This is a genomic window from Caldimonas sp., from assembly GCF_046289365.1.
Classification (GTDB): domain Bacteria; phylum Pseudomonadota; class Gammaproteobacteria; order Burkholderiales; family Burkholderiaceae_C; genus Caldimonas.
The window spans coordinates 1-12,177 of the sequence record NZ_JBKBVU010000091.1; the positions used below are offsets into that span (position 1 = coordinate 1).

General features: G+C 69.5%; 12 protein-coding genes. 7 read left to right on the forward strand and 5 right to left on the reverse strand.

What is annotated here, in order from left to right; genetic code table 11:
- On the forward strand, positions 1-472 hold a 472-nt coding region (locus ACK42S_RS10435; RefSeq protein ID WP_409706715.1), incomplete at its 5' end, for an AIR synthase-related protein.
- Between the two features lie 14 nt (positions 473-486).
- Here ACK42S_RS10435 and dxs read toward each other — a convergent pair.
- From dxs to xseB, 3 genes are read right to left on the reverse strand one after another with little or no spacing between them, the layout of a single operon-like run.
- Positions 487-2,376 carry a 1-deoxy-D-xylulose-5-phosphate synthase gene (gene dxs / locus ACK42S_RS10440; protein ID WP_409706719.1) on the reverse strand — a complete coding sequence of 630 codons (1,890 nt, stop codon included), beginning with the start codon at positions 2,374-2,376 and terminating at the stop codon, positions 487-489.
- Positions 2,376-3,269, reverse strand: a complete 894-nt coding sequence (locus ACK42S_RS10445; protein ID WP_409706722.1) for a polyprenyl synthetase family protein — start codon at positions 3,267-3,269, stop codon at positions 2,376-2,378. The genes dxs and ACK42S_RS10445 overlap by 1 nt, the downstream gene beginning before the upstream one ends.
- Entirely contained in the window at positions 3,266-3,514 is a 249-nt protein-coding gene (gene xseB / locus ACK42S_RS10450; RefSeq protein ID WP_409706726.1) for an exodeoxyribonuclease VII small subunit, read from the reverse strand. The genes ACK42S_RS10445 and xseB overlap by 4 nt, the downstream gene beginning before the upstream one ends.
- Before the next feature lie 303 nt (positions 3,515-3,817).
- Between xseB and ACK42S_RS10455 the strand changes: the two genes are divergently transcribed.
- The 5 genes from ACK42S_RS10455 (at position 3,818) to ACK42S_RS10475 (ending at position 9,043) form a co-directional block, all read left to right on the forward strand.
- Positions 3,818-4,918, forward strand: coding sequence for an aromatic ring-hydroxylating oxygenase subunit alpha (locus ACK42S_RS10455; protein ID WP_409706729.1), 1,101 nt, complete (start codon positions 3,818-3,820; stop codon positions 4,916-4,918).
- Between the two features lie 90 nt (positions 4,919-5,008).
- A complete protein-coding gene (locus ACK42S_RS10460; RefSeq protein WP_409706732.1) occupies positions 5,009-6,775 on the forward strand; it encodes an adenylate/guanylate cyclase domain-containing protein in 1,767 nt (588 codons plus the stop codon).
- A gap of 14 nt (positions 6,776-6,789) precedes the next feature.
- Positions 6,790-7,665 (forward strand): DMT family transporter, encoded by an 876-nt coding sequence (locus tag ACK42S_RS10465; RefSeq protein ID WP_409706750.1) that lies wholly within the window; start codon positions 6,790-6,792, stop codon positions 7,663-7,665.
- Positions 7,662-8,516, forward strand: a complete 855-nt coding sequence (locus ACK42S_RS10470) for a sulfurtransferase (RefSeq protein ID WP_409706735.1) — start codon at positions 7,662-7,664, stop codon at positions 8,514-8,516. Before ACK42S_RS10465 ends, ACK42S_RS10470 begins: the two co-directional genes overlap by 4 nt.
- A gap of 92 nt (positions 8,517-8,608) precedes the next feature.
- Positions 8,609-9,043, forward strand: a complete 435-nt coding sequence (locus ACK42S_RS10475) for a universal stress protein (protein ID WP_409706738.1) — start codon at positions 8,609-8,611, stop codon at positions 9,041-9,043.
- A 10-nt stretch (positions 9,044-9,053) separates the two neighbouring features.
- Here ACK42S_RS10475 and ACK42S_RS10480 read toward each other — a convergent pair whose 3' ends face one another.
- The gene (locus ACK42S_RS10480; protein ID WP_409706741.1) at positions 9,054-9,830 is read right to left on the reverse strand and encodes a ZIP family metal transporter; all 777 of its coding nucleotides are present in this window, start codon (positions 9,828-9,830) and stop codon (positions 9,054-9,056) included.
- Between the two features lie 164 nt (positions 9,831-9,994).
- Between ACK42S_RS10480 and ppx the strand changes: the two genes are divergently transcribed.
- Positions 9,995-11,566 (forward strand): exopolyphosphatase, encoded by a 1,572-nt coding sequence (ppx, locus tag ACK42S_RS10485; RefSeq protein WP_409706744.1) that lies wholly within the window; start codon positions 9,995-9,997, stop codon positions 11,564-11,566.
- Between the two features lie 13 nt (positions 11,567-11,579).
- Here ppx and ACK42S_RS10490 read toward each other — a convergent pair.
- Positions 11,580-12,177 (reverse strand): ATP-binding cassette domain-containing protein (locus tag ACK42S_RS10490; RefSeq protein WP_409706747.1); only part of this gene is annotated, 598 nt, incomplete at its 5' end.

Sequence of the window (12,177 nt, forward strand, 5' to 3'; positions counted from 1 at the left end):
CGCGCTGGACGAGGCCGGCTATCGCCGCATGATCGACACCACCACCCGCCTGAACACGCCGGGCATGGATTTGGCGGAACTGCCCGGCGTGCACGCCCTGACCGATGTCACCGGCTTCGGCCTGGCCGGACACGGCCTGGAGCTGGCGCGAGGGGCCGGCACCCGGGTGGTGATCGACTGGGCGAAAGTGCCTTTGCTCGAGGGCGTGCGCGAGCTGGCCTCGCGCGGCTTCGTCACCGGGGCCTCGGGTCGCAACTGGGCCAGCTACGGCGCCGAGGTGGACCTGCCCGAGGGCTTCGCCGACACCGACCGGGCCCTGCTCACCGATCCGCAGACCAGCGGCGGGCTGCTGGCGGCCTGTGCCCCCCAGGCCGTCGACGAGGTGCTGGACATCTTCCGTCGGCACGGATTCGGGGCCGCGGCGGTGGTGGGCCGCATCGAGGCGGGTCCGCCGCGCCTGGTAGTGACCTGAGCGCTGCGCGGCACTCAGGCCGCCGGCTTGACCCGTTCGAGCTTGGCACCAAAGCGCTGCAGGATGGAGCGCTCGATGCCTTCGGCATCCAGTCCATGCAGGGCCAGCAGCCGGGCCGGGTCACCGTGCTCGACAAATTCGTCCTTCAGGCCCAGCATCAGCACCGGCACCATCAGACCCGCCGCATGCAGGGCCTCGGCCACCGCACTGCCGGCACCGCCCATCACGCAGCCCTCCTCCACCGTCACCAAGGCATCGTGGGTGCGGGCCAGTTCCTCCACCAGGGCCGCATCGAGCGGTTTGACGAAGCGCATGTTGGCCACGGTGGCATCGAGCCGCTCGGCCGCGGCCAGGGCCGGGTAGAGCAAGGGGCCGAAGGCCAGGATGGCGATGCGCTGGCCGCGGCGGCGCAACTCGCCCTTGCCGAAGGGCAGGGCCGTCATCTCCTTCTTCACCTCGACACCGACGCCTGCGCCGCGCGGGTAGCGCACGGCCACCGGATGGTCCTGCAGGTAGGCGGTGTAGAGCATCTGCCGGCACTCGTTCTCGTCGGCCGGGGCGAGCACGCTCACGTGGGGGATGCAGCGCAGGAAGGCGATGTCGAAGGCGCCCATGTGGGTGGCGCCGTCGGCTCCGACGATGCCGGCGCGGTCCAGCGCCAGCACCATCGGCAGCTTCTGGATCGCCACGTCATGGATGAGCTGGTCGTAGGCGCGCTGCAAGAAGGTGGAGTAGATCGCGACCACCGGCTTGAGACCTTCGCAGGCCAGACCGGCGGCAAAGGTGACGGCGTGCTGCTCGGCGATGCCCACGTCGTGGTAGCGGGTCGGGAAGCGCTGGTGGAACTCGACCATGCCCGAGCCCTCGCGCATCGCCGGCGTGATGGCCACCAGCTTCGGGTCGGCCTCGGCCATGTCGCACAGCCACTGGCCGAACACCTGGGTGAACGTGGTCTTGGGCGGTGTCGCCGGCTTTTGCAGCCCGCGCGCGGGATCGAACTTGCCCGGGCCGTGGTAGGCGATCGGGTCGGCCTCGGCCAGCTTGTAGCCATAGCCCTTCTTCGTGACCACATGCAGGAACTGCGGGCCCTTCTTGTCGCGCAGGTTCTCCAGCGTGGGGATCAGAGCGTCGAGGTCGTGGCCGTCGATGGGCCCCACGTAGGTGAAGCCGAACTCCTCGAAGATCGTGCCAGGCACCACCATGCCCTTGGCATGCTCCTCGAAGCGGCGCGCCAGCTCGAACAGCGGCGGCGCGTTCTTCAGCACCGCCTTGGCCCCCTCGCGCGCGGCCGCGTAGAACTTGCCGCTCATCAGGCGTGCCAGGTACTTGTTCAGCGCGCCCACCGGCGGGCTGATCGACATGTCGTTGTCATTGAGCACCACCAGCATGTCGGCCGATCCCACCGCATGCTGTACACCGGCATTGTTCAGCGCCTCGAAGGCCATGCCGGCCGTCATCGCCCCGTCGCCGATGATGGCCACGGCACGGCGGTCCTCGCCCTTGAGCTTGGCCGCCAGGGCCATGCCCAGCGCCGCCGAGATGGAGGTGGACGAATGGGCGGTGCCGAAGGTGTCGTACTCGCTCTCGTCGCGGCGCGGAAAGCCGCTGATGCCGCCGAGCTGGCGCAGCGTGTGCATGCGCTCGCGCCGGCCGGTGAGGATCTTGTGCGGATAGGTCTGGTGGCCCACGTCCCACACCAGCCGGTCCTCGGGCGTGTTGAAAACGTAGTGCAGAGCGATCGTGAGCTCCACCGTCCCAAGGTTGGACGACAGGTGCCCCCCGGTCTGGGACACGCTGTGCAGCACGAACTCGCGCAGTTCGGCCGCCAAGCGCTTGAGCTCGCTGCGGGGCAGCCGCCGCAGATCGGCCGGGCTGTGGATGGTTTCGAGCAGGGGGTGGTTCATCAGTGTTCCCGATCGACGATGCGTTCGGCCAGCCGGGCCAGGCAGGCCGTGTCGGCCAGGCCGCTGCGCGCCAGCGCGGTGTGGGCCCGGTCGCGCAGCTCGTCCGCGTGGCGCCGCGCGGCCTCCAGGCCCATCAGCGAGACGTAAGTGGGCTTGCCGTCCTGGGCGTCCTTGCCGGCCGTCTTGCCCAGGGTCTCGGAGGCCTGGGTCACGTCCAGGATGTCGTCCACCACCTGGAAGGCCAGCCCGATGGCCCAGCCATAGTCCGACAGCGCCTGCATCGCAGCTTCCGTGGGGCTCCCGCACACCGCCCCCATCATCACGCTGCCGTGCAGCAAGGCGCCAGTCTTGCAGCGGTGCATGTGGCGCAGCTCGGCCTCGTTCAGCGTGCGGCCCACGGCCGCCAGATCGATGGCCTGCCCGCCCGCCATGCCGGCATGCCCGGCCGCGCGCGCGAGCAGGCCGCACAGACGCGCCTGCAGCGGCAGGGGCACTTCGGCCTCGTCCTGGGGCGTCAGCACCTCGAAAGCCAGCCCCTGCATCGCATCGCCGGCCAGCATGGCCTGCGCCTGCCCGAACCGCACATGCACCGTGGGCTTGCCCCGGCGCAGCACGTCATTGTCCATGCAGGGCATGTCGTCGTGGATCAGCGAATAGGCGTGGATCAACTCCACCGCGCAGGCCGCCCGCAGCGCCGGCTGCGCATGGCCGCCCACCGCCTCGGCGGCGGCCAGCACCAGCAGTGCGCGCAAGCGCTTGCCGCCGTCGAGCACGCCGTAGCGCATCGCCTCGCCCAGCCCGGCCGGCGCATCGGCCGGCACGAAGCGGTCCAGTGCGATCTCCACGCGCTGCAGCGCAGCGGCCGTCCAGTCCTGGAACTGTGCCGGGGTCATGCCGCGTTCCAGGGCTTGAGCTGCCCGTCCTCGATGACCTTGACCTGGGCCTCCACCGCTTCGAGCCGGCTGCGGCAAAAGGCCAGCAACTCCGCCCCGCGCTGGTAGGTCTGCAGCAGGCGGTCCAGCGGCAACTGCCCGGACTCGAGTTCGGCCACCAGGCGCTCGAGTTCGGCCAGCGCCTCCTCGTAGCTGGCGTGGCTGGCCGCGCTGGCGGCCGGCGCGGGTGTCGGGGTCTTGGGCATGGGGCGTGAGAAAAAGCCTCTGATTGTAGTCAAGCAGCCGGCGTGCGCCCAACGCACCGCCAGGCCCCACCCGCCCCACGATGCGGCATGCCGCACCACGCCGTAGGGCCACCCGGCCGGGGGACCCCCCCCCGCCGGTAAAATGCTAGGTTACCCGCCGCAGGCCCCGTCCCGGACCGCCCAGGTCCCGCACACACACCAACGGAGGCTTTCGCCATGGACGGCATCACTGGAGCCTGGCCGGGGAAGATGGGCCCACCGTGGGTGGTGGTTGGACATTGGTTTTTGGAGATCCTGGGGATCATGTCAGACCTAAGCGTTGCCCTTGAGCAAAGCCACACGCAACTGCCGGTATCGGCCTATTTCAGCGACGAACTGTTCCGTCGCGAGATGGAGCTCATCTTCCATGGCGGTCCGCGGTACCTCGGGCATGCGCTCGCGGTACCCGAGGTGGGTGACCACTACGCCCTGCCCCAGGAAGGCGAGGGCCGCGCGCTGGTGCGTTCGCATCGGGGCATCGAACTGATCTCCAACGTGTGCCGCCACCGTCAGGCCGTGATGCTGCGCGGGCGCGGCAACACCAAGAGCCAGATCGTCTGCCCCCTGCACCGCTGGACCTACGCGCTGGACGGCCAGTTGCTGGGCGCGCCGCACTTCGCGCAGGACCCGTGCCTGAACCTCAACAACTACCGCCTGCGCGAGTGGAACGGCCTGCTGTTCGAGGACAACGGCCGCGACATTGCTGCCGACCTGGCCGGGCTCGGTCCCGTGCAGGAATTCGACTTCTCGGGCTACGTCCTCGACCACGTCGAGATGCACGAGTGCGACTACAACTGGAAGACCTTCATCGAGGTCTACCTGGAGGACTACCACGTCGGCCCCTTCCATCCGGGCCTGGGCAACTTCGTGACCTGCGACGACCTGCGCTGGGAGTTCGGCCGCGAGTACTCGGTGCAGACCGTGGGTGTGGCCAATGCCCTGGGCAAGCCGGGCTCGGACGTGTACCGAAAATGGCATGAGGTGCTGCTGAACTACCGCGGCGGTGAGCCGCCCTCGCACGGGGCGATCTGGCTGACCTACTACCCCCACATCATGGTGGAGTGGTACCCGCATGTGCTGGTGGTGTCCACACTGCATCCCAAGGGCCCTCAAAAGACGCTCAACGTGGTGGAGTTCTTCTACCCGGAGGAGATCGCCGCCTTCGAGCGCGAGTTCGTCGAGGCCCAGCGTGCCGCCTACATGGAGACCTGCGTCGAAGACGACGAGATCGCGCTGCGCATGGACTGGGGCCGCAAGGCCCTGCTCGAGCGCGGCGACAACGAGGTCGGCCCCTACCAGAGCCCGATGGAAGACGGCATGCAGCACTTCCACGAGTGGTATCGTCACAAAATCGGTGCCCTCTGACCCGACCCCGCCATCGCACACCCGGCCCCGGCCGGGTGTTTCTTTTTCCGGCTGTCGCACAATGCCGGACGTTCCCTGCCCCGAACGCCCGTGACGCCGCCCCCGCCCGACACCCACAAGCGCTCGCTCAGCCGCACCTTGCCGGTCTCTGTGCTGCTGTTCACCGTCGTGCCGCTGGTGATCGCCGGGTTGCTGACGCTCACCGAAGGGGCCCAACGGCTGCGCGAGGAACAGGAGCTGCGGGCCCGCCAGACCGCCAGCCTGCTGGCCGGACGGGTGACCCAGTTGCTGGCGACGGCGCAGCGGCTGGCGCAGGCGATGGCGACCTCTCCCGGCATGGCCGCGGGCCTGCGACAACGCACCGGCGAGGACGACGCCTTCGCCGAGCCCTTGCCCCGCCTGGACGCGCTGGGAGGCGATTGGCTGGCACTGGTGCGCAGCTTTCCGGAGGTGGACCGCGTCGAGCTGCTGGACGCACGAGGCCGCGTGGCGCAAACCCTCCCGCCGCACGTGCGCGAGGCGCCTGCGGTACGCCAGCTCTCCCCCTCGCAGCCGCCCTGGCACCCCCGGGAGGACCTCGGCAGCGTCGAAGTGAGGGTCCCCCTGATGCAGGAGGGGGTCGAGGGCTGGGTGGTCGTGGGCGTCTCCGCCGGCGCGCTGGCCCAGGCGCTGGAACTGCCCGACCAGGACGGCGGCGAGCTGCGGGCCCTGCTGCGCGATGCACAAGACCGTGGGCTGATGCTGGTACGGCGCATCGCGGGTCAGCCGCCGTTGGTGCAGCCCCTGCCCGTGATGGAGGCGCTGGCCGCCGCCGATGCGCGCTCCCGCCCCGTGGTGGCCCGCTCGCCGCTGGGCGACAGCGGCTGGAGCGTGGAGGTCCAGGCGTCGTTGGATGCTTACCGCTCGCTGGTGCTGGCCGAGCTGCTGCGTTTTGGCCTCATGGTACTGGTGATTTCGGGGCTGAGCGCCTGGGTGGCCTGGCGTTTCGCGCGTTCGCTGGCGAGGGCGATCCGGGAGGTGGCCCGTGCGGCACGCGCCATCTTGAGGGGCCATTACCTCAACGCCCACGTGGCGCTGGAGCGCGACGACGAGCTGGGCCTGCTGGCCCAGTCCTTCAACCACATGAGCCGTGAGCTCGAGCAGCGCGAGCGCGAGCGCGATGTCTTCGGCCGCCTCGTCTCGCCCGAGGTGCGCGACCAGCTCGTGCAAGGCGAGCTGATGCTCGGCGGGCACGAGGTCGAGGTCACCGTGCTGTTTTCCGACATCCGCGGCTTCACCCAGTTGTGCGAGGGCCTCAAGCCGCGCGATGTGGTGCTCACGCTCAACGAGCATTTCACGCGCATGACCCATGCGGTGCAGCGCTTTGGCGGTTACGTCAACAACTACATGGGCGATGCGATGGTCGTGGTCTTCGGTGCGCCCACGCCCGACCCTCATCGGGTGGAGCGCGCGCTTTATGCAGCCGTGGCGATGCGCCGCGAACTGGCCGAGTTCAACCGGGAGCGCGCCAGCTATGGCGCCGCACCGCTGGAGATCGGCATCGGCCTGGCCAGCGGTACCGCGCTGGCCGGTCAGATCGGCTCGCCCGAGCGCTGCATCTATACAGTCGTGGGCGACACCGTGAACGTCGCGGCCCGCCTGGAAGGCCTGGCCAGGCTGGAAAGCGGCATGCTGGCCTTCATGAACCAGGCCACCCGCGACCTGCTGCCGCCGCACGTGCGTGAATGCCTGCGGCCCCTGGGCGAACGCGCCCTCAAGGGCCGCGGCACCCTGATCCCGGTCTGGGGCCTGCCCGAGGAGGCAGAACTGCCCGAGCCCGCCCCCCACCTGTTGCGTCCCGAGGAAGAGATCCTGTGAGTGCCCCTGTGCTGATGGTCCTGTCGTCCCTGCTGTTCGCCACGATGGGCGTGTGCGTCAAGTACGCCTCCGCGTATTACAGCAGCGGCGAGATCGTGTTCTACCGCGGTATCGTGGGCGCCACCACCATCGCCCTGATGGTCTGGCACCGTGGCGGCACTCTGCGCACCTCGGTGCCCGGCATGCACTTCTGGCGCAGCGTCAGCGGCGTGCTCGCCCTGAGCCTGTGGTTCTATGCCATTGGCGGGCTGCCGCTGGCCACGGCCATGACGCTGAACTACATGTCTTCGGTGTGGATGGCACTGTTCCTGCTGGGCGGGGCCATCATCATGGGCGGCGCGCGCATCGACGGCCGGCTCATCGCCGCGGTGCTCACCGGTTTTGCCGGCGTGGCCCTGATCCTGCGCCCCACCATCGACGACCAACAACTCTGGCACGGCCTGGTCGGGCTGATCTCGGGCATGCTCTCGGCCACGGCCTATCTGCAGGTCACGGCCCTGGGCCGCATCGGCGAGCCCGAGTACCGCGTGGTCTTCTATTTCTCACTCGGGGGTGTGGTGGCCGGTGCACTGACGATGCTGGCTGGCGGTGCCAGCTCGCACACGCTGGAGGGGGTGGCGCTGCTCTTGGCCGTCGGCGTGCTGGCCACCGTGGCCCAATTGCTGATGACCCGTGCCTACGCCACCGGCAAGACCCTGGTCAATGCCAGCCTGCAGTACCTGGGTATCGTCTTTGCCTTTCTCTATGGCGTGCTGCTCTTCCGCGACCCGGTGACATGGATGGCCGTCGTCGGCATGATCCTCATCGTGGTCGCGGGCATCGCCGCCACCTTCCTGCGCAGCAAGACGGCACCGAACGTGCCCCCCCACACCACGAGCACCGAGTCATGAACCTGCCCACCCCGCTGATCTCTCCCGAGGCGCTGCGCGCCGCCATGGCGTCGGACCCGGCGCCCGTGCTGATCGACGTGAGCTTCGACCTGGCCGACCCGGCCGCCGGCGAGGCCGCCTACCTGCAGGCCCACCTGCCCGGCGCCCATTACCTGCACCTTGAGCGCGACCTCAGCGGCGCGAAGACCGGGCGCAACGGCCGCCACCCCTTGCCCACACGCGAGGACTTCGCCGCACGCATCGCCGCGTTGGGCATCGGCCCGGACACGCCCGTGGTGGTCTACGACCGCCAGGGCGCGATGTTCGCCGCGCGGGCCTGGTGGATGCTGCGCTGGCTGGGACACCAAGCCGTGGCCGTGCTGGACGGCGGCCTGCCGGCCTGGCAGGCCATCGGCGCAGCGCTGCAGGCCGGGCCCGTCGCGCCGCCGGCCCCCCGGGCCTACCCGTTGCGACCCGCCGCCGTGGCGATGCGCGATGCGCAGGCCGTCCTGCAGGCCCTGGGCACGCCGGGGCAACGCCTGATCGACGCCCGCGCCCCCGAGCGCTACCGCGGCGATGTCGAGCCACTGGACCCGGTGGCGGGCCACATTCCGGGCGCGATCAACCGCTTCTTCAAGGACAACCTCGATGCCGACGGCCGCTTCCGCCCGGCGCAGGCCCTCCAAGCGGAGTTCCGCGCGCTCCTGGGTGACACGCCCGTGCAGGCCGTGGTACACCAGTGCGGCTCGGGCGTGACGGCCTGCCACAACCTGCTGGCCATGGAAGCCGCCGGGCTGCATGGATCGGCGCTGTACCCGGGTTCGTGGAGCGAGTGGTGCGCCGACCCGACCCGGCCGGTCGAGCGGGGCTGAAAACCCGCCTTGCCCCTGCGCTTGATATGCATCAACATGCTTGCGTACGGGATACGCAAGATGACGGCATCCCTCATCGACAGGAGGTCACCATGTACAAGCGCATCCTCGTCCCCACAGACGGCTCCGAGATCACCCAGCGTGCCGTCGCGACGGCGGTGAGCCTGGCCAAGCAGTTCGGCGCCGAGGTCTACACGCTCAGCGTCAAGGACCCTTATCCCTACAGTGCGATGTCGGAGATGCAGCCCACACTGCCGCAGGAGTTCCTCGATGCACAGGAACGGGTGGCGGCCAAGAACGTCGCGGCGGTCAAGGAGGCCTGCGCCGCCCAGGGCGTGCCTTGCACCGGCCACACGGTGGAATCGGTGAGCGTGTGGGAAGCCATCGTCGACTACGCCAAACAGCACCAGGTCGACCTGATCGTGATGGCTTCGCATGGCCGCCGCGGCGTGCAAGCCCTGCTGCTGGGCAGCGAGACCAACCGCGTGCTGACGCACACCAACGTGCCGGTGCTGGTGGTGCGCTGATTCCGGCGGGTCAGTGGCCGTGGAACTGGTCCACCAGCACGAGGATCAGGCCCAGGCCCGCGGCCAGCCACAGCAGTTGGGCCACCGTCTCGCGCCATGACAGCCTGCGCTGCAACTGGGGGATCAGGTCGGCCACCGCCACATAGATGAAGCTGGACGAGGCCACCACCAGCAGGTAAGGAAACAGGTCCTCCCAGGGCTTCACGACGAAGTAGCCGACCACCCCACCCACCACCGCCGCCAGGCCCGAGACGGCGTTGTACAGCAGCGCCTTGGCGCGCGAGAAGCCTGCATTGAGCAGCACGATGTAGTCGCCCACCTCCTGAGGAATCTCGTGGGCGATGATGGCCAGGGCCGTCACCACCCCCAGGCGGGCATCCACGAGGAAGGCGCCGGCGATGATGATGCCGTCGCAGAAGTTGTGGATGCTGTCGCCCACCAGCACGGTCCAGCCGCCGCGGCCGGCCTGCTCGTGGTCGAAGCCATGGTGGTGGTGGTCGCCGTCGCCCTCGTGATGGTGGCCGTGGCGGTAGAGCTCGACCTTTTCCAGCAGGAAAAAGAACAGCAGCCCCCCCAGCAGCGTCAGGAAGAGGTCGTGGGCACCAGCCGAGCTCTCGAAGGCCTCGGGCAGCAGATGGATCAGCGCCGTGCCCAGCAGCACGCCGGCCGACAGGCTCACCAGGCTGCGCACCACCCGGCTCAGCACACTCACCGTGAGGCTGGCAGCAATGACGACGGACAAGACACCACCGATCAGGGTGGCCAGGACGATGTAGGCAAGCGTCATGGGAGCGGGACGGTGGACAACAGCAAAGAAGGGCCCGCAGGCCCTTCGCTGTGCATTGATGCAACAGCGATCTTATCAATCATGTCAAGATGGCGCCGCGGCCGGCCCGGCACGACCCGATGCCCGGGGTGACGACGGCAGCCCTTGCAGGGACAATCACGGCCATGATCTCCTCCACGCCCCCTTCCGCCTATGCGGCCGCACCTGCCGTGCGGCAGCCCGAGGCCGCGCCCGGCGAAGCCGGATCGCCACTGGCTGCCATCGACATGGGCTCGAACAGCTTTCGCCTGGAGATCGGCCAGATCGAGCGCGGGCAATACCGACGCCTGGACTACATCAAGGAAACCGTGCGCCTGGGCGGCGGGCTGGATGCGCAGGGCATGCTCACCGAGGAGGCCGCGCTGCGCGGCCTGGCCTGCCTGGCGCGCTTTGCCGAACGCCTGCGCAGCTTTCGCCCCGGCCAGGTGCGGGCCGTGGCCACGCAGACGCTGCGCGAGGCGCGCAACCGCGACGCCTTCCTGCGCCGAGCCCAGACCGTGCTGGGCCATCCGATCGAGGTGATCTCCGGGCGCGAGGAGGCCCGCCTCATCTACGTGGGGGTGGCGCGGCTGATGCCGCCCAGCGACGGCCGACGTCTCGTCATCGACATTGGCGGACGCTCCACCGAGATGATCCTCGGCGAAGGCCGCTCGCCCCTGCAGGCCGAATCCTTCCAGATCGGCAGCGTGAGCCTGTCGCTGCGCTATTTCGGTGACGGGCGCTACACGGAAACAGCGTTCCGGCAGGCCCAGGTGGCCGCTGGCGCCGAGCTGGAAGAGGCCCTGGAGACCTTCGCCCCCACGCGCTGGCAGCAGGCGCTGGGCTCGTCGGGCACGGTCGGGGCGGTGTCGCAGTTGCTGCTGGCCAACGGCGTGACCGACGGCACGATCACGCCCGAGGGCCTGCGCTGGTGCATGGAACGCTGCCTTCGCGCCGGCCGCGCCGAGCGCCTGTCCCTGCCCGGCCTCAAGGAAGACCGCAAGGCCGTGCTGGGCGGCGGGCTGTCGATCCTCTACACGCTGGCCACGCATTTCGGTATCGTCGCGTTGCAGCCGGCCCGGGGTGCCTTGCGCCAGGGCGTGATCTTCGACCTCCAGGACCGCTTGCACGGCAGCCTGGACAGCGAGCACCCTCACGACATGCGCGACGATTCGGTCCTGCAGATGCAGCTGCGCTTCGGGATCGACCGGCTCCAGGCTGAACGGGTGCAGACCGTCGCCCGCACCTTGCACGCCAGCCTGGCGCCCCAGGCACCGCTGGAAGTGCAGCGCGAACTGGACTGGGCCTGCGCGCTGCACGAGATGGGCATGATGGTCTCTCACCACGACCACCACCGCCACAGCGCCTACCTGCTGGGCCATGTCGACGCGCCGGGCTTCTCGCAATCGCAACAGCGCCGCCTGGCCGACCTGGTGATGGGCCAGCGCGGCGGCCTGCGCAAGCTGGAGGAGGCCTTGCGCGAGGAAACCTTCGCGCTGCAGGTCCTGAGCCTGCGACTGGCGGTGATCCTGTGCCATGCACGCAACCTGCCGGTGCTGTCGGCCCTCACCGCCAGCCGCCACGGCCGCACCATCTTGCTCAACATGGAGGCCGGCTGGGCGCAGGCCCATCCTCGCACGCTCTACCTGCTGCGCGAGGAGCAGGCTGCCTGGGAACGCAGCGAACTCTTCAGGCTGAGTCTGCGCACGCGCGCCTGAACGCATCGTTTGCTCAGGACTCGAACAGCACCAGCCGCCGTCCCGCCCTGTGCGGGTGTTCGATCACCTTGGCCGGCAGGCCGTACACCGCCTCCAGCGCGGCCGGGCGAAGCACCTCGTCCACCGGACCCTGTGCCACGGCTCGCCCGCCGGACAACAGCAGCAACCGGTCGCAGGCCTGGGCGGCGAGGTTGACGTCGTGCAGCACCAGCATCACCGCCAGCCCCTCCTGCCGGGCCAGCCGCCGCACCGTGTGCATGAGCCCGACCTGATGGCGGGGATCGAGGCTGGCGGTGGGTTCGTCCAGCAGCAAGGCACGGTATTCGCCGGGCCCACGGCCGGCCAGCACCTGCACGAGGCAACGCGCGAACTGCACACGCTGCTGCTCGCCGCCGGACAGGCTGAGGTAGCGCCGCCCCGACAGCCCCGCCACATCGGCCTCATGCATCGCCCGTTCGCAGCACTCCCGCAGGGCCTGCGGGCTGAGCATGAGATGGGGGTAGCCGCCCATGCCGACGACAGTGTCCACCTCCAGATCGAAGCCCAGCGACGGCGACTGTGGTAGCACGGCGCGGCGCCGTGCCAGCGCCTGCACGTCCCACAGACCCAAG